The 17,002-nt window shown below is 46.6% G+C and carries 14 protein-coding genes and 1 tRNA gene; 3 read left to right on the top strand and 12 right to left on the bottom strand.

Annotated features, from left to right (window positions below; all coding sequences use genetic code 11):
• Positions 1-443: 443 nt before the first annotated feature.
• Positions 444-2,654, bottom strand: a complete 2,211-nt coding sequence (locus tag RDO88_RS05540; protein ID WP_307758425.1) for a hypothetical protein — start codon at positions 2,652-2,654, stop codon at positions 444-446.
• A 429-nt stretch (positions 2,655-3,083) separates the two neighbouring features.
• On the opposite strand from RDO88_RS05540, the gene RDO88_RS05535 reads away from it, so the two are divergent.
• Positions 3,084-4,991 carry an ATP-binding protein gene (locus tag RDO88_RS05535; protein WP_307758424.1) on the top strand — a complete coding sequence of 636 codons (1,908 nt, stop codon included), beginning with the start codon at positions 3,084-3,086 and terminating at the stop codon, positions 4,989-4,991.
• Entirely contained in the window at positions 4,972-5,595 is a 624-nt protein-coding gene (locus tag RDO88_RS05530; protein WP_307758423.1) for a response regulator, read from the top strand. Before RDO88_RS05535 ends, RDO88_RS05530 begins: the two co-directional genes overlap by 20 nt.
• 26 nt (positions 5,596-5,621) lie before the next feature.
• Here RDO88_RS05530 and RDO88_RS05525 read toward each other — a convergent pair whose 3' ends face one another.
• The 5 genes from RDO88_RS05525 to RDO88_RS05505 all read right to left on the bottom strand — a co-directional run bounded on the left by RDO88_RS05525 (position 5,622) and on the right by RDO88_RS05505 (position 10,786).
• Complete coding sequence (locus RDO88_RS05525; RefSeq protein WP_307758422.1) at positions 5,622-6,851, bottom strand: DUF4861 family protein; 1,230 nt, start codon at positions 6,849-6,851, stop codon at positions 5,622-5,624.
• 113 nt (positions 6,852-6,964) lie between these two features.
• Entirely contained in the window at positions 6,965-7,768 is an 804-nt protein-coding gene (locus RDO88_RS05520) for a gluconate 5-dehydrogenase (protein WP_307758421.1), read from the bottom strand.
• Between the two features lie 364 nt (positions 7,769-8,132).
• Positions 8,133-8,774 (bottom strand): hypothetical protein, encoded by a 642-nt coding sequence (locus RDO88_RS05515; protein ID WP_307758420.1) that lies wholly within the window; start codon positions 8,772-8,774, stop codon positions 8,133-8,135.
• 385 nt (positions 8,775-9,159) lie between these two features.
• Positions 9,160-9,915 carry an exodeoxyribonuclease III gene (locus RDO88_RS05510; protein ID WP_307758419.1) on the bottom strand — a complete coding sequence of 252 codons (756 nt, stop codon included), beginning with the start codon at positions 9,913-9,915 and terminating at the stop codon, positions 9,160-9,162.
• A gap of 31 nt (positions 9,916-9,946) precedes the next feature.
• Positions 9,947-10,786, bottom strand: a complete 840-nt coding sequence (locus RDO88_RS05505) for a DUF4595 domain-containing protein (RefSeq protein ID WP_307758418.1) — start codon at positions 10,784-10,786, stop codon at positions 9,947-9,949.
• 153 nt (positions 10,787-10,939) lie between these two features.
• Between RDO88_RS05505 and RDO88_RS05500 the strand changes: the two genes are divergently transcribed.
• Complete coding sequence (locus tag RDO88_RS05500) at positions 10,940-11,833, top strand: EamA family transporter (RefSeq protein WP_307758417.1); 894 nt, start codon at positions 10,940-10,942, stop codon at positions 11,831-11,833.
• A 13-nt stretch (positions 11,834-11,846) separates the two neighbouring features.
• On the opposite strand, the gene RDO88_RS05495 is transcribed toward RDO88_RS05500, so the two are convergent.
• The 6 genes from RDO88_RS05495 to RDO88_RS05470 all read right to left on the bottom strand — a co-directional run bounded on the left by RDO88_RS05495 (position 11,847) and on the right by RDO88_RS05470 (position 16,876).
• Complete coding sequence (locus tag RDO88_RS05495; RefSeq protein WP_307758416.1) at positions 11,847-12,956, bottom strand: DUF262 domain-containing protein; 1,110 nt, start codon at positions 12,954-12,956, stop codon at positions 11,847-11,849.
• Positions 12,957-12,959: 3 nt separating this feature from the next.
• Entirely contained in the window at positions 12,960-13,817 is an 858-nt protein-coding gene (gene dinD / locus RDO88_RS05490; protein WP_307758415.1) for a DNA damage-inducible protein D, read from the bottom strand.
• 4 nt (positions 13,818-13,821) lie between these two features.
• Positions 13,822-14,871: an adenine-specific methyltransferase EcoRI family protein gene (locus RDO88_RS05485; RefSeq protein WP_307758414.1), complete on the bottom strand. Its 1,050-nt coding sequence runs from the start codon at positions 14,869-14,871 to the stop codon at positions 13,822-13,824.
• A gap of 647 nt (positions 14,872-15,518) precedes the next feature.
• Complete coding sequence (locus RDO88_RS05480; protein WP_021848780.1) at positions 15,519-16,139, bottom strand: lysine exporter LysO family protein; 621 nt, start codon at positions 16,137-16,139, stop codon at positions 15,519-15,521.
• Positions 16,129-16,413: a LysO family transporter gene (locus RDO88_RS05475; protein ID WP_307758413.1), complete on the bottom strand. Its 285-nt coding sequence runs from the start codon at positions 16,411-16,413 to the stop codon at positions 16,129-16,131. Before RDO88_RS05475 ends, RDO88_RS05480 begins: the two co-directional genes overlap by 11 nt.
• Before the next feature lie 392 nt (positions 16,414-16,805).
• A tRNA-Gln gene (locus RDO88_RS05470) sits at positions 16,806-16,876 on the bottom strand.
• Positions 16,877-17,002: the final 126 nt, after the last annotated feature.

Genomic DNA, 17,002 nt, shown 5'->3' with positions numbered 1-17,002 from the left:
TTTTTAAGTTAATAAAATAGCATCAATACTTCTGTCAGAAGTATGAATAAATCCATTATCCTTCTTCAAATTGCTCCTAAGTTAATGTTTTTTCTTTATTATTTATCACAAATAGAATAAATATAACATCTATTAACCAATGAAAGAGAAAGGAAAATCACAGCAAGACTATCTACATCCCAACACATCCTTATCAGCCCGCACTGAAAGTAGCACTAATATTAAATGTAACCCAAAAGAGACTGTCTCAAAATAGAAAAGTATAATCAATACACAAATCCAAGGGAACGAAGTAAAGAATCTCAATACACAAACAAATACTTACGAGATTCTTCACTGCGTTCAGAATAGCAGAATGTTAGCACTTCACTATTTAGTAGATAGTCTCTTTTTTCTCTTCCATGATTTTATTATGACTTTTCTAACTTTGACCTATTCAAACATCACCACTCGTCCGTTCCAAACGAAGGAACAGTCACTCCTTCGGTTTTAGTCGAAGGGTTTTGCCACAAAAACTTGGGACACTCATTGGGGTATTCGTCCCAAACAATCTCTTCCGAATACACCTTATCTGCATTGATGATATTCAAGTGATCCTGTATTGAGGTCAGATTTACATACTGCGCATCAGATTCCGGATCACTCACACTCAACTTTGCGGCAGTAGTAAGACAATTTTTGATATTGGAATACGTTCCTTGATACAATTTACCACCACCTGAAATACCATACTGACTACCTCCCTTCAGGGTTCCGGCAAAATAGCATTTTTCCATTGTCTTTAATATTTCGCCACCGGTGATACCGGCTGTAGTTGCCGCATCCGTACCTGTAATTTCACTCAGTGAATAGCAGTTCGTTACAACACAACCCGCACCGGAAATACCACCGACATTGGAAGCACCACTGATAGTACCTGTAGAGAAACTGGTAATGATTGAATTGTCATCGCCGCCTCTACCAATAATACCTCCAACATAATCCTTACCCGACACATTCCCAATAAAAGAAGATTGAGCTACCTTACCAGCACTATAACCTATCACATCTTTTGTTGTTGTGCCACCAATAATTCCCCCTACCAGATTACCCATAGCTGTCACTTGAGCAGAAGACGTACATTCAGAAACCATTCCACTACTATATCCGGCAATACCTCCAACATTATTTTCTCCTTCAACAATAGCTGCAGAAGATGAATTAGAAACCCCACTGCCATCACCTATCAATCCACCAACAAAATTGGTCCCGAGAACGGTTGTTGTACTATTGACACTACATCCAGATATATTATTGGGTATACGACTACATCCGCCTACGATACCACCTATATAGCTTCCTGTACCACTAATTTTATTGGTACCCAAAAGATGACAATTCGACAGAGAACTTCCTTCCCCTATTACTCCACAAAATGCACCAACCTGGTTAACCCCCTTTATGGTTACATCTTTCAAATTCAAATTAATAAGATCATTACCGTTATTTATAGCCTCAAAAAGCCCTGCCCCATCGAACGGCCAGTCAATCGTCAAATTGTTTAACGTATGCTCCTGGCCATCGAAATTCTTCAGGAAACTCCGCATCGGGAAAAAGGTTTCACCACTGAAGTCAATGTCCTGTGTTACCTTGTAATCACTAGAAATCGGATGATAGGCCAATGCCCTAAAATGCTCCGGCTTGGAAAGTTCTCCATTCTCTATCACAATTTTCCTGGCCTCAGCCAAATTCAGATTGATCGTATAAGCAACTCCAGGCTTCAAGTCCTTACCGTCCTTGACAAATTCATAAATATGCTCCTGACGCACATTGTCCACACCTGCACCGGTATGAGACTCCTCCACATAAAAATAGACTTTATGACCCGTCATATCCACCGGCAGAATAAGAGCAGCCATCCCCTTAATCTTTTCTATAATTTGCACTCCAGTCATTTCCGACCCGCATTCTATCCTCGAGGTCCCCGTCAATACCTGACTGAAACTTTCTCCGTTTTCATCCAACTGGGCATATACAGGAAAAGCTTTTGTAGGGCACAACATTCCTACGGATATAAAACCCTTATTGGTCAATTGTTCAGTTCCCGTAATGTTGAACTTCAACATGCAAAAAGCATGCTGAAGCTCGATTGTGGCAGACACCTGCCCTTCCTTAATCTCTATGACAGGAGCGTATAGGATATCATTTCCAAACCAGTTATTATATCCAGAAAAATCTCTTAATGCATAACCAGAGCGATGATCACTCCAATCGTCTTCATTACATCCAAAGCTCATCCATTCTTCAGATGTTCTGTATCCACCAGCTGCCGCCCCTCTGACAAAATACTTCCCTGCTGGAACCGCATGTTCCGAACGAAATTCAGCCGTAGCCGAAGGTTCATCCAAACTGGTAGTCAGATAAATAGGAGCTACATTTTGCTCCATATCGCTAACTTCTACCAATGCCAACCGGTCTCCGTCTTCCCATTTCAGATTAATCCCGCCTTCTCCAAAAGCCAGACGGGTATCGGCATCCGAGCCGCAAGTGGCATAAAGCACAAAAGGCGCTTCGTCCGTAACTCCAACTTCTTCTTCAGGAAATACCTCTTCACTACACCCTGCAACCACTCCCAACATGGCCAGGACACATAACCATACATTAAATGTTTTCATAACCTAAACTTTATAATTATATTACCATTGATCCTCTGTAAAAGGAGGTGCTGTCACTTGACCTGAAGCAGCCAAGACCCCTTCAGTTTCCATTTCATAAATTACAATTTCCGGAGATTGATATTCTTCCTTTTTTACCATAGCATTACATCCTTAAATTAAGTTCTTTACATATAATCTTAGACTCTTCAAAATAACAAATAAAAAGAATACAAATTTGTCACCTAAAAAGGTGATTTTTCAAACCATTTCATCTTTTACTTGACAATATAACTATCAATCAACAGGAAACAACAGAACAATAAATACACATGGACATCTACGTTTTTAATCCTGAAAGAATCCATTTAAAAAGGTTTTCAATACTTATTCAAACAATTAAAAACAAAAACGTATATTTGCCGACAAATATGTTTTCAATCCACAATCATGAAAGTACATCACAAAATATTGTTTCTACTTCTTTTACTCTCATCCCCACTTTATGCCCAAAAGTTACCCATAGACACTTTATTGACACAATTTTATAACCGCGCAGCCAACCTTATGAGCGAAGGGGGCCAAGCAAACTATGAACAAGCACAACGTACCTTCGACAGCGCCTTCGCCGTACCTGGAGTAGAACAATCGCCCGTCTACCCCATACTTCTCAACGAACAAGGCACTCTATTGGTATATCTTGGCAAAGGAGAACAAGCCTTCGAAATGAAAAAAAGAGTGCTTCCCTATTTGCCCAAAATGAAGGACCTGGAAAAACATATCAGTGTGTACAACGATTTGGCCATCCTTTACCGACAGCGGCACATGAACGACTCCACCATCTATTATTATAACAAAGCCTTGGAGGCTGCCCTGCAATACAAAGATGAAGGTTGGATAACCCACATCTACAACAATGTATCAGTTCTTTATTTCAATATCCGGCAACTCGACGAAGCTGAAAAATATATTGATTTGTCGGCAGAACATGCCGTAAATACAGATGATCCCTTTTCCACGTTCTCAACATGGCAACTCCGTGCAGCTATCAAAGCAGAGCTGAACAAAATAAAAGATGCCGAACAATCCATCCAAAAAGCATGGAAGATAGCCTGTCAGTCCGGTGAAAACGCTCCTGTCTGGAAAATCAGGTGCATGCCGTCGCTACTGAGGGTGTTCGAACGGAAAGAACAAGCCGATTCCGTAGAGTATTACTTGCAAATCGGTAACCGCCTATTGAAAGAAGTACCGCCTCACTCCATTGCCGCCATCGGATTCATACAAGTAAGGGCTTCTACAGAAATGAACCGAAAGAATTATACACAGGCACTGAAAGACATGCTATGGTTACGGAAAAGGGACATAGGCAGTGAACCCAAAACTCTTCTCACACAGATTGCACAATGTTACCATGCGACGGGCAATCAGACGTTAGCATACGCATACATGGATAGTGCCCGCATGTGGACTGATACACTGTCCCAACATAATCTGACCCAACAAATGGCCGAATTCAATGTAAAATACCAGACTCAAGAGAAAGAACTACAAATAGCCCACCTGAAACAGCAACAACTGGAACATCAGGCCCTTTTGTTAAAAAGCGCCATAGGGGGAGGAATCTTGGTAATCGCAGTATTCATAATCTTATTGATTGTATACTACAAAAAACGAATGGCCGAAAAAAGAATCGAGTTGCTGAAGCAGGAAAACGAACTCAACTCAACACGCCGATATATCGACGGACTGGAAACTGAATGCAAATATTTCGCAAAAGAATTACACGACGGCATCGCCAACGACCTGCTGGCCTTGCAAATGAGAATGCATACGCTCACATCAAAGGATAAAATACAGGAATTGGCCCTCCTCATCGGGCAAATACGTAACAATGTGCGCAACATTTCACATGAACTGATGCCACCCGAATTCGACGAACTCAGCCTGGATGAAATACTGGCACGCTATACGAAAGATTTAGCGGGCAATACAGGCATACAAATTTGTTACACCCCAACCACAGACAATGCTTCACGAAATCTACCCAACAAAACTGCCTACGAATTATATCGGATTGTACAGGAACTTACCATGAATATTGTAAAGCACACCCAGGCCAGTCATATCCACATCAGCCTGCAGGCCGAGAACAATAGAAAATACACATTACAAATTACCGACAACAGTACCCGGCCTACATCACCAACAGTATCAACAAGCGAAGGCATCGGTTTACGTACTGTAAACGACCGCGTCAAAGCAATACGTGCCACAACCTGCCAGACCGTATCAGCCGGAGGAAACAATATCTTTACACTACAATTTGAAATACAATCCAATGAAGAAAAGCATGTATAAACTGCTGATTATAGACGACCATCCCATCGTAGCCGAAGGCATCAAAGCCATTGCAGAACAGCAAGGCGATATCGTATGCCAACATGCTGCCTGCACCCAGGAACTGGAACAAGTCATAACATCCTGTACCTTCGACTTCTGTATCATCGATCTGGAAATTCCAGGAACAAACGGATTTGAACTGATAAAACTCTTGCGTGACCGGATCCATGAATGTAAAATACTGATATACACCATGCACGAAGAGCCTTGGGTCATATCCAAACTTTCACACCTGAAAATTCACGGAGCTGTTTCAAAAAACAGTAGTCTACAGGAACTGGATACCGCCATAAAAGAAATCAAGAAAGGACACAAATATTTTTGCAAGGCTTTTTCAGAACTGGACCAAACACTCCCGGCATCCATCTGCCAGGCACCAGAATTGTCCAAACGGGAAAAAGAAGTATTGAATTACTTATCAGAAGGGTTCAGTACTCCCGAAATAGCCGAACGAATGTTTCTCAGTACCAACACCATACAGACCTATCGCAAACGCCTGATGGAAAAACTGGAAGCCAGAAATGTAGCAGAACTGGTTTCCAAAGGGAAAGAGTATTTCTGACCTCTTTCCCTTGAAAACCTGTATCTTTACTGAACACTTACAACCAGCGGATTACGCACCTTTTGTGCGAAATCGGCCATGTAGGTATTCCAGGCAGCGGCATCCTTCACGTCGGAACGATCCCAGCCGAAGCCCCAATAGTACACATATTCCGAACCGGGTTCGTAGTCACTGAAAGCCAGCACATGGCCTTCTGCATTGCCATGCTGCTTCTTTTCTTCATCGGTATACTTCACAACCTTGGCTTCCTTGACATTGGCCGGGAAGGCAGCACCCATAAACACCTTGCCATTGTCCTTGCCGTTGGTCGGATCAACGTAAGTCATGTAACCTTTCTCGGCATCGGTCACAACGGGAGCGTCGTCGTGCAGCACAATGCCTGTCACTACCGGCATCGCTTCTTTCAGATTGCTATAGGATACGGCAGTACGGTTGAGGTGCGAACCGGCATCCAGCGTGATGACACGCGTCTCCACTACACTGCTGTCGCCCTTCACTGTCAACGGATTGAACTCCAGCTTGACGGTAAAGCGCAACGGACCGTTGTCCAGCACTTCGAAGTCCTTGTAGCACCAGGGATACACGATTTCACCGTCGGCCACCAGCGCAGCCACACCGGCGCCCAGCGTCGGACCTACAGCATAGCAATCCATGCCATTGCCATGGTCTATGTGATAGGAGATGGAACGCAACAGTTCGGATGCAACCTTGGGGTCGGTCTTCCGCAGCTCAGCGGCACGGGCACGGGCTTCCTTGTCCAGCTCCTTGGCATACATCTCTTCCAGCACAGGTTCGGAGGTGCCGCGCTTCAGGAAAAGGTCGTAGCCAAAACCACGCTCACCACCGGCCTGCAAGGCAGGTCCGTAGGCACGGAAGGCCACCAGGTCGTTTTCCCAAGCCATGTCGTCCAGGCGTTCGGGATACTGACGTCCGCAAGCCTTCACCTCTACCGGCTGAGGTACACCTTCCTGAATGGTATAGGTCGCTGTAGCTCCGGCGGCCACCGTTGCGGGGAATATCACTTTGTCGTCGTAGGTTATCTGATAAGGGATTTCGTTCCCTTCGGCGTCGAGCACCACAATCTGTGCCGTGTCTGCCAGCTTCAGCCGGCTGCTGATTTCGTCCATAGACACTTCCACCATCTCGCCGGAACGGTCTACGCCCAGCGGATTGCTGACGGTCACCGTCATCGGACGGTTGTTGGCACAGGCCAGCAGCATACAGGCTGCCAGGCAGGATAAAATTATTTTCTTCATAACAGAATCGTCAATATGTTTTCAGACCAAAAAGAAAAAATGGATAATTGAATCCGGAAGCTTCCTTCCGCCCCAATTATCCATTGTAAAAGGTATGCCTAAATCAATGCTGATTATTTAGGTTGTTTGCCAATGTAAGCCAGGATACCGCCATCCACGTAGAGGATGTGGCCGTTTACGGCGTTCGAAGCCTCGGAAGCCAGGAACACGGCAGGGCCGGTCAGTTCCTGCGGGTCGAGCCAGCGGCCGGCCGGAGTCTTGGCGCAGATGAATGAGTCGAACGGATGACGGCTGCCGTCCGGTTGCTTTTCGCGGAGCGGAGCAGTCTGCGGAGTAGCGATGTAGCCCGGGCCGATGCCGTTGCACTGGATGTTGTATTCACCGTATTCGGAGCAGATGTTACGGGTCAGCATCTTCAGACCACCCTTGGCGGCAGCGTAAGCCGATACTGTCTCACGGCCCAGCTCAGACATCATGGAGCAGATGTTGATAATCTTACCGTGTCTTCTCTCCATCATGCCGGGCAATACGGCCTTGGATACGATGAACGGAGCATTCAGGTCGATGTCGATTACCTTACGGAATTCAGAAGCTGCCATCTCGTGCATCGGGATACGGCGGATGATACCGGCGTTGTTCACCAGAATGTCGATGGGGCCTACTTCTTTCTCAATCTGGGCAACCATAGCCTGTACGGCAGGTTCGTCCGTCACGTCGCATACGTAACCGTGTACGGCGATGCCTTTCTCTTTATAAGCGGCCAAGCCTTTGTCTACCAACTCCTGGTTGATGTCGTTGAAGCAGATTTTCGCACCCTGTTCTGCAAAGGCGGAAGCGATTGCAAAACCAATACCGTAAGAAGCACCTGTTACGAGGGCTACTTTACCTTCCAAAGAAAAATTCAAATAAGGATTCATACTGTTTAAATATTAAATTAAACTTAGGTTTGTTCAATCCGTGGTCAGCGGAAAGCCCCGAAAGATGCCCTTTCCTGCGGTTCGGCATGGCCTGAATCCTGCACTTCTTGTCTTCATGGCTCTCCTCTTCCGACGCATCCGGAACAGGGCTATATGCCCTCCGTTTGCGTACACGATGCAAATGTAGCAAAAGAAAACGGACTCTTGGTACTTTTTTATACTTATTATTTATTAATATTGTACAAAACGGGCTGAAAAAGGAGTTTGCCTGCCATGCCGGTTTCCTTTCAGGGATTCATTCCCCCATCTTCAGGAAACGAAAAGTATCTCTCTGCCTGCTGCACAAAAAACAGAAACCGGAAGATTATTTGTCATTCCACTTCCCGACGGGTGCCCCCTTTACACGGAAGGAATCGAATATCTCTTGAATCAGACGGTCGGCATCGGGTTGCCGCTTGTAATAGTCCTCCGTAAGGGAAAGGCTGAGCAGATGCATCCGTTTGCCGTCGGGTTGTATCAAGTAATAGATACGTTCCTGTCGGTAAGACGTCCCTTTGTCTGCACTAACAGCATCGCCCTTGCGGGTAATCAATATCCGTTTTTGCCCGGCTTTTGCTTTCAGTTCCGTACGTTTCACGTTGCTCACGTGTCCGGGGATGTCATTGTTTCGCCGGATTTCTTCCTCCATGTCTGCCATAGTGGCCGCCTCTCCGTTGAGCCGTTCATAACTCTGCAGGAAAATGCTATATCCGTCGGTGAAATTGTTTTTATCTATTGGCGACTGCCAATGGAAAACATACAAATGATAGGGACCTCCGTTACGCTCAAAAGGAGTACCGTCTTCTTTTTGAAATTTAAAAGGAGTCCAATCATCGGGTATCACCAGACTGTACAGTTTGTTTTCAATCACTTTCTTTCCTTTGGGTGGCTTCTCCGCACTCATGGCGGACATGGATAGCGCCAACAGCAGGAAAGAGGCAAACAAAGGGATGAATAACTTTTTCATGGATAACAATTTATGATTAAACTGTCGAAAGGAAGCAATTTTGTGTTGCATGAGCAAGGAAAGAGAGTCTATTAACTTATTTTCACAGCGGATTACACAGAACGCCGGAAGTCCCCGCCAAGAGGGGAGTGCGATGAATAAATCTTACAAAACAGAGATTTCTGCGACCACCGGCTTTCGTCTTCCCGAAAAACGGGTTTCAACCCCAAGGGGCTTATGTTTGAAACATAGGGGCCGAATGTTTCAAACATTCCCCCTCTATGTTTCAAACATTCCCTAAGGAACGGCCGGAAGGCATGAAAAGCGGAGTTGCTGCCCAAGGAATGAACAATGATAATTTTAATTTACACAAGAAGAAAACACCTTCCTTGGGACGGAAAGTCTTTTATAGTTCGATGTCCACTTCCACCGGGCAATGGTCCGAGCCGTAGATGTCGGTATGTATCTTGGCGTCGGTGAGCTTTTCGCGCAGACGGTTGGATACGAGGAAGTAGTCGATGCGCCAGCCGGCATTCTTCTCACGCGCACGGAAGCGGTAGGACCACCACGAATAAATGTCGCGCTGGTCGGGGTAGAAGTAGCGGAATGTGTCGGTAAAGCCACTCTCGAGCAGGGTGGTGAACTTGGCGCGCTCTTCGTCGGTGAAGCCTGCGTTGCGGCGGTTGGTCTTGGGGTTCTTCAGGTCGATTTCCTGATGGGCCACGTTCAGGTCGCCGCACACGATGACGGGTTTCTTCGCATCGAGCGCCAGCAGATAGGCACGGAAGTCGTCTTCCCACGTCATGCGGTAGTCCAGGCGGCGCAGCTCGTCCTGCGAGTTGGGCACGTAGACGGTGACGAGGTAGAAGTCCGGCATCTCCAGCGTGATGACGCGTCCCTCCTTGTCGTGGTGTTCGATGTCGATGCCACGGGTGACGCTCAGCGGCTGGTGGCGCGTATAGATGGCCGTGCCCGAATAGCCTTTCTTCTCGGCATAGTTCCAGTAGGAGGTATAGCCTTCGAAGGGCAGGTCCAGTTGTCCTTCCTGCATCTTGGTCTCTTGCAGGCAGAAGAAGTCGGCGTCGAGCCGGTGGAAGGCTTCGATGAAGCCCTTGTCTTTACAGGCGCGGAGCCCGTTCACATTCCAGGAGATAAATTTCATATACGTTGGTTCTAATTGTTTGTCATTCGTTTCATTCCACCCGATAGTCCAGCCGCCGCGTGTACGTCTGTCCGTAGCTGACGGTGGTCTGCACACAGGCGGTGGGGCGCGCCTCGCCGTCCAGCTGGTAGTTGTAGGTGGTCCGTTCGCCGCTCTCCGCATTGTCGGTGGGCTCGAGGGCGGTGTAGAGCTGTCCGTAGGCATCACCCAGAAGCTTGCCGTACCAGGCGGGCTGGTGGAGCGAGAGGGGATAGAGCTCGGACAGGAAGAGGTCGGGCAGGGCCCAGGGATTGGCTACAGGCTCCGAAGCGTCGGCCGAGAGGATGAACTCCTGCTCGTAACCGTCCACCCGATGCGCAATGCGGAGCGCGTTCATGTCCGTATAGTCGATGTGGAGCGAGGCATATTCGGTTCCGTCGTCCAGCACCTCGGTCAGGCTCTCCAGCAGATGCCGTCCCTCGGCATCGGTGTGGTAGCCGAAGGTGTAGCTGCGCTGTGTTCCTCCGCCTTCCTGGCAGAGGCAGCTCTGTGCATAGCCGTTTTCGTTGAGTTGGTAGGTCCACGTATTGCCGTAGTCGTCCGTGACCACGGCCTCGCCTCCGGCGTAATGCAGGCGGGTACGTGCCTCGAGCTCCACCGGCTCGATGGCGTGGATGAGCTGGGTCATGGTGTACGACTCCAGCCGGCCGCCCGCATAAAGATAGGTCTTGCTGAGCGTCACGGCCTGTGCATCGTCCTGAACCGTTTCCGAGAGAGCAATCTCCGAACAGGGCGTCACGGGGTAGTCCGCTCCCTGCCAGTCCTCGCTGTCACCGTTGCAGGCCACGAGGAAGGCGACGGCCATTCCTGCTATCATCCACTTCAGTTTCATATGCCTTTTGTTGCTATTCCATCACAAACATAGCGAAAATACGCCGATAAACCATCGGGGCAGGCAAAAAATGTTGTTACAAGCCGTGCGGAGTACACTCTTCGGGGAAATTTTGTAATTTTGCGCCCCGATTCATCTTTACAATATACAGCAATGATAAAGACTCTCAGCAAAAATGCCATCATCGGTTATCCGGCCGGCATCATCACCGGCATCACGTATGGACTGAACCCTCTATTTGCCGTCCCTCTGATGAAGGAAGGCGCTTCGATAGAATCCATCCTCTTTTTCCGCTACATCATCGCGGTACTGCTTCTGGGGGCATTCCTCCTGCTGCGCAAGCAGAGCTTCCGCGTTTCGTGGAAGCAGGCGGGCGTGCTGCTCGTGCTGGGACTTCTCTATACGACCAGCAGCCTCACCCTGTTCGAGGCATACAAGTACATCGCTTCGGGACTGGCCACGACCATCGTCTTCCTCTATCCGGTCCTGGTGGCCATCATCATGGTCTTTCTGAAGGTAGTCCCCTCGTGGCCGGTATGGCTCTCCATCGGCATGACGTTCGTAGGGGTGGTCATCATGACGCAGAGCGATTCGTCGCAGACGGTCAACCCGATGGGTCTTCTGCTCTCCTTTGCCTCGGCTCTGGTGTATGCGCTGTTCATCGTCATCATCAACCGCAGCAAGGTCATCGGCAACATATCGAACAGCCTCCTCACCTTTTACGCTCTTTCGGTAGGTACGATTGTCTTTCTGGGCAAGATTGCACTGTCGGATACAGGGGTAACGACAGGTCTGACGGGCCACACGGCCTGGCTGAACCTAGTAGGGCTCGCTGTGCTGCCCACCATCGTGTCCACCGCCACGCTGGCCATCGCTACCCGCAACATCGGGGCCACCAAGGCTTCCGTGCTCGGTGTCTTCGAGCCCGTCACGGCCATTCTGGTAGGGACACTTGTCTTCGGCGAAGCGCTTACGACGAACATTGTTGTCGGCATTCTGATTTCGATGGTGGCCATCACGTTCATGATTGCCATGACCAAGCGATGAGAGGGGGGATAAATTATTTCCCTCCTTTTATCCTATTGCAATTCCTGCAAAGCATCTGACAATTTTCGGCCACAGTAGTACCCCCTTCTTTCCATGGTGTGATATGATCGGCTTCCATTTCCTCCAGCTCAAAGTGTTTGCCGCAATGTACACAAATACCTTTCTGGCGTTCGTAGGCTTCACGTTTCTGTTTTTTATCAAACGTACGGAAACTTAGATCACGCAAATCACCGCTCAAGACATAACGGTAGATACCGGATTTCTTCATGATTTCATCATCTTCCATCAAATCATGAATCTGTTTTTCCAACGCAGCCGTATCATAGACGCAGTCACTATATTTGTCGAACATTTCTCCCCAGTCCAGACCCTTCATTTCACGGCGATACTTAACGAAGGTAGAGCGTATCCATGTGATGATGGATACAAAGTAAGCCCAAAGTTTATTGGCATTTGGGTCGAACTGGTGCAAAGCCATATACTTGTCTGTACTTTCCACCCCGTCATGCCGTGCTGCCCATTTTAGGATTGTGGCCAAGTAGGCCTGTTCTATTGCATTGCCGTTCAGAAAATCTGCTCCCATTTTATATGCCGGGCAACCATTCTTTGAGAAATGTCTGCGTGCATCCGTCACAAAAGGTCCGGCATATACGGCATTCAGCAACTCCTGATCAAGAAGTCTTTCTCCGGCAATATTGATTACGCGGAACCAATCCAGTTTTTCCTTATCTGTTCCTTCACAAAAATAGACCGTCAGTTCATAATTGAGGAATCTTTCCTTTTCCTCAGAGGTGAGCGTTGAAAAATACAGTGTGCCCCGATTGGGGTCAACGATGTTGAAGTCATGGGTATGGAATCCGCAGATTGAAAGAGTGCGCTGCTGCCCGTCAATCATTTCAAAATTGCCGTCATCATCCACACTCCAATACATGATATTGAGAGGAAACCCTTTAAGTATAGTGTCTATGACAGCCTGTTGTTGCTTCTCATCGTAACGGAACTCTCGTTGATAGGGTGGACGTATGTCCAATTTGCCATGATAACCTTTAACACCCGTATCGAGGTCATTGATGTATCCGTCAATCAAATCACGGATTTTTATGGACTTCAACTCTATCTGCATAGTCTACTCCTTTCCTTTTTTAGAGGTTTTCTTCGTACTTTGTTTCTTGGTCAGTGATTTTTCTTCTGATTTTAACCGCCTTTCCACCTTTTTCACGTCCTCTCCCGGCGGTAGCTGTTCTGGCACGATTCCACGTTGAAGCAGCATATTCCTTACGGCTGCATTGTTGTCTACATGCTCACGGGTTATCTGTTCTTGTCCGTGCAAGTCTTTCTGTTGCACGTTTACTGAGGTCATTTCAGCAGCAAAATCCTTTGCCTTAATGCTGATTGTCGGAAGAAAGTCGGCCAATGGCCGGTTATCGGGAGCGCCTAACCTGCGCTTCAATAATGCTGTGTCCAAATGAAACAATGCCTTGTCGCCTTTAGAGCGGATAATGCCGAATCCTTTGTTGTCTACTCCGCGCTCATAGATGATGCCAGACAGGCGGTTTTCTGTTTCAGCCAATTTGTTGCGCGCAATGACACGCTCATAATCAAGTATTCGTTTTTGTACAAGTTCAGCCCGACGCGTCTGTACAGCAAAATAGTTCTGGGCAAATGCTACTTGTGGTTTGCGGGGATCTCCATTTTGTGCTACAAGATAGCAGGCATAACGCGTCAGCATGTAGTCATTTATCTCACGCTGAGCACCTGAACCAAGTACGACCATTTTCCCCACGCCGGGAAAATGGTCATCTGGATTTCCTCCTGCATTTATACAGGCTTCTTTTGCCTTGTCTATTACATTACTGAATTTTTCCCATTTGGCATATCCTAAAAGTGTGGATAAATCTCTTGCGCTCCAGCATTCCACTCCTTCGTATTCGTTGGCGATGGATTCAAATTGCTGGAACAGTTCTATTATTTCTTCGGCTTTCATAGGTTTACTTCTTGATTTTACGGATTATAATTCTTGCATATGGTAAAGATACAAGACCATTTTTCAAGATATATGGTGAATTCATATTAGCTGTAACATGAGCTTTATTACCTTGCTTTCTTAAATTATCAATTGTAGCCTGCCCCATCGGCTTAAATCCAACAGACCTTATCCAATCTGTATCACAAGTATTTCCTATGATTTCAAATTGTTCAGGATTGTATTTATCCATAAAAGTAATAGGAACTCCCATTAACCCATCATAATCCATTGGGATATATTCTGTTTTTGATACGTCGATTGCATTATAGTTCTCATAAGTCGGATATTCCTCAGGAGTATAGTGCTTATAAAGAATTAAGTTTTCATGGCGTTTCTTTATCTCAAGATTTGTAAACCAGGTAACGCCAGACACGCGAATCATTCCTTCACGATGATCACCAGCAGTAGCCGTATCTTCATAATGAGAAATAAAATGGCCTGCACCGCCCTTGAATCCGTAACCAAGCCATAACTTATTTTGTTGGATAAGTGGAAATATCTCTTTATATTTGATTGCATTTTGATGTCCAATAATCAAAAACTTCTTATCGTACTCAATCAACTGGGCAACATATTCCCTAAACAATGAGAATGGCGGGTTGGTAACCACAATGTCAGCTTCTTTAAGCAACTCTATACACTCCTTGCTACGGAAGTCGCCGTCGCCTTTCAGGGGCATTACTCCTATTTCGTTCGCATCCGGAGTATGATTCCCATTCTTGTCTCCTTCATAAATCAGATATACAGCCTGTTCGCTCTGGTTCTGGCTGAATAAATCCACATTCCGGTTCTTATAACAGGTGGTAATCAGTTTTTTCAAACCAAGGTACTCGAAGTTATATGCAAAATAAGTGAAAAAGTTACTTACCCGCGGGTCGTCACAGTTGCATAATACCGTCTTACCCCGAAAATGTTCGCGATAATGCTTCAGCTCGTTATTGATGTCATCAAGCTGGGTATAAAACTCGTCTTTCTTCGCTTCCTTTGCCTTATTCAGATTTTTATTTGCCATAACTTCTACATACGTTTATTTTTCAGCCATGTGTTGTTCTACTATTCAAATTTCCCATTATAGAACATCATGTCGGTACATGATACAAATGTAGTGATAATATACGAAACAATACAGGTGCAACAGAAATGTTTTTCCATACCTTACCATCTATCAGGATGACAGATTGACACTTTGACACGCCGACCGCCTGAGAATCGCTCCGTTTGGCCCGATGGCAGGACTGATGCGAAAGAACGAAGCGAGAAAGTCCTTACCTGCTCATTCCTAACGGGATAGCGAAATCCTTACAAAAATTCTGGAAGAAAAACGGGGCGGAAAGCCGCTCTTCTGGGAGGCGGAAGCCCTGAAACGAAGGCTTCGAAGTCCGGAAACGGGGAAAACATAGCTTTTTCCCTCGCCAAACATTGCTTTTTCCGAGGGAAAACATACACTTTGCCGAGGGAAAACATGCAATCTGATGTGGGAAAACCTGCACTTTGCCCCGCTTAAACATGCATTCCCCTGCCGGAAAGGGAAGCAGGAGGGCTGTTTTTCCCTCCCGTTTGTCTGATTTAAAAAAGGAGCGTGTTAGCGGAAAGCGCGTTTTCCTGTCATTTTGCAACCGAATCCGATTAAATTCGAAACAGGAATAAAAACGCCCCCTCCTACAGACTACAGAACAGTGACACGAAGAAAGGCACACTGATGTTGATCAGTATCCCATGCAAGATGGCCAGCGGAATGGCATCCTTACCCGAATAGCGGCTGATGGACGCCAGCAGGATATCGGCCGAACCGATTCCAGCTGCCGAAATGGGGGCCAGACGACCGAAGTATTTCCTGATGAAGGGTGCTCCCACCAAGGCCGTCATTTCGCGGAAGATATTGGCCAGCAGGGCAATGGTACCCAGCTCCGTGGCCAGCTGCATGCCGATGCTGGGCGCCTTCAGCTGGGTAATCAGTACGGAAGAGATGGAATAATAGGCAAATCCGCTGCCTACGGCCATGCAATCGAACACACTCCATTGGCTGAGGATGAAACCCGCCACGGCCGAGAACAGAAACGTGCCCGCCACCGTGGCAAGGGGCACCAGCAGCATCTTGAAACTGAACTGACGGACAAACCCTTTCAGGTCCTGGTTGCAACCCAGGTTGATGCCCAGCAGGAGCATCAGCACATACAGCACGTCCACCGAAAGCAGGTGCAAATCGAAATCGGCCGTATAATAAAGGCCGCCCACACATCCCAAAAGGAAAAACAACAGGATAGCCAGACTACTTTTCATCTCCCACTCCTTTCTTGAAAAATAAATGAGACACGAGTAAAGCAGCCATCGAGCTTCCCAGCAAACTCAGGGCAGAGATGACGGCCGCCTGACGGCAGAAGTAGCTGAGGTTGCCTACAATCAGCTTATTGGTCCCGATGGACAATCCCAGAATAAAGAGCAGCAGGCAAACCACTGCCTGGATGAGTGAGGTTACTTTATGAATCTTGTGCGTATGGCGCAAACGGTAGCCTATAATGACTCCGAAGGCCATTATCGTAATGAATGTAAACATGAAAATAATAATTTGAAATGATACATAAAAAGCTATTCTCCGATGTCAGGACGCTTCCTATGGCACATTCGTGAAGTTAAAGGACCGGATAGACCAGATTATTTTCATATACTACTATCAATATATAAGTTCAGGTTCGTTTTAAAAGCGGCACAAAGGTACTTCTTTTTTCATAAAGTCAGCTATTTTATGCAATAAAAAACTTTATGCGTAACAATATCGGAACATCGCATACATATTGACTTATAATATTGTCCATTTGCATAGTTATAAATTGATAGATTGAAAGCAGTTGTGTCGGTTTCATACATTCTGATGCAGCGCTTGCGGGCATGGCGGAAAAAAGAAAAAGCCCCAAGAGGAAATCTCTTGAGGCTTTTGTCGGTTGGTCGTTGGACTACCAGGATTCGAACCTGGACAAACAGAACCAAAACCTGTTGTGCTACCATTACACCATAGTCCAAACTTCAGGTGCTTTCTGTTAAAAAGCGGTGCAAAGATAGGGGTTTCGGCGATAGCTTCCAAATATTCAACCATTTTTTTCAATCGGTTTGCCGATTTTGTTTATCTCTTCATAAGATAGGCTGCA

It is taken from the genome of uncultured Mediterranea sp., assembly GCF_902493215.1.
Lineage (GTDB): Bacteria > Bacteroidota > Bacteroidia > Bacteroidales > Bacteroidaceae > Bacteroides.
The sequence above is the reverse complement of the archived record's forward strand: the minus strand, read 5'-3'. Positions and strand labels throughout refer to the sequence as shown.

What these genes read in the sequence shown, in the direction of transcription:
- RDO88_RS05540 (WP_307758425.1), bottom strand. Translation starts at nt 2,654, where the DNA reads ATGAAAACATTTAATGTATGGTTATGTGTCCTGGCCATGTTGGGAGTG.
- RDO88_RS05535 (WP_307758424.1), top strand. Translation starts at nt 3,084, where the DNA reads ATGAAAGTACATCACAAAATATTGTTTCTACTTCTTTTACTCTCATCC.
- RDO88_RS05530 (WP_307758423.1), top strand. Translation starts at nt 4,972, where the DNA reads ATGAAGAAAAGCATGTATAAACTGCTGATTATAGACGACCATCCCATC.
- RDO88_RS05525 (WP_307758422.1), bottom strand. Translation starts at nt 6,851, where the DNA reads ATGAAGAAAATAATTTTATCCTGCCTGGCAGCCTGTATGCTGCTGGCC.
- RDO88_RS05520 (WP_307758421.1), bottom strand. Translation starts at nt 7,768, where the DNA reads ATGAATCCTTATTTGAATTTTTCTTTGGAAGGTAAAGTAGCCCTCGTA.
- RDO88_RS05515 (WP_307758420.1), bottom strand. Translation starts at nt 8,774, where the DNA reads ATGAAAAAGTTATTCATCCCTTTGTTTGCCTCTTTCCTGCTGTTGGCG.
- RDO88_RS05510 (WP_307758419.1), bottom strand. Translation starts at nt 9,915, where the DNA reads ATGAAATTTATCTCCTGGAATGTGAACGGGCTCCGCGCCTGTAAAGAC.
- RDO88_RS05505 (WP_307758418.1), bottom strand. Translation starts at nt 10,786, where the DNA reads ATGAAACTGAAGTGGATGATAGCAGGAATGGCCGTCGCCTTCCTCGTG.
- RDO88_RS05500 (WP_307758417.1), top strand. Translation starts at nt 10,940, where the DNA reads ATGATAAAGACTCTCAGCAAAAATGCCATCATCGGTTATCCGGCCGGC.
- RDO88_RS05495 (WP_307758416.1), bottom strand. Translation starts at nt 12,956, where the DNA reads ATGCAGATAGAGTTGAAGTCCATAAAAATCCGTGATTTGATTGACGGA.
- dinD (WP_307758415.1), bottom strand. Translation starts at nt 13,817, where the DNA reads ATGAAAGCCGAAGAAATAATAGAACTGTTCCAGCAATTTGAATCCATC.
- RDO88_RS05485 (WP_307758414.1), bottom strand. Translation starts at nt 14,871, where the DNA reads ATGGCAAATAAAAATCTGAATAAGGCAAAGGAAGCGAAGAAAGACGAG.
- RDO88_RS05480 (WP_021848780.1), bottom strand. Translation starts at nt 16,139, where the DNA reads ATGAAAAGTAGTCTGGCTATCCTGTTGTTTTTCCTTTTGGGATGTGTG.
- RDO88_RS05475 (WP_307758413.1), bottom strand. Translation starts at nt 16,413, where the DNA reads ATGTTTACATTCATTACGATAATGGCCTTCGGAGTCATTATAGGCTAC.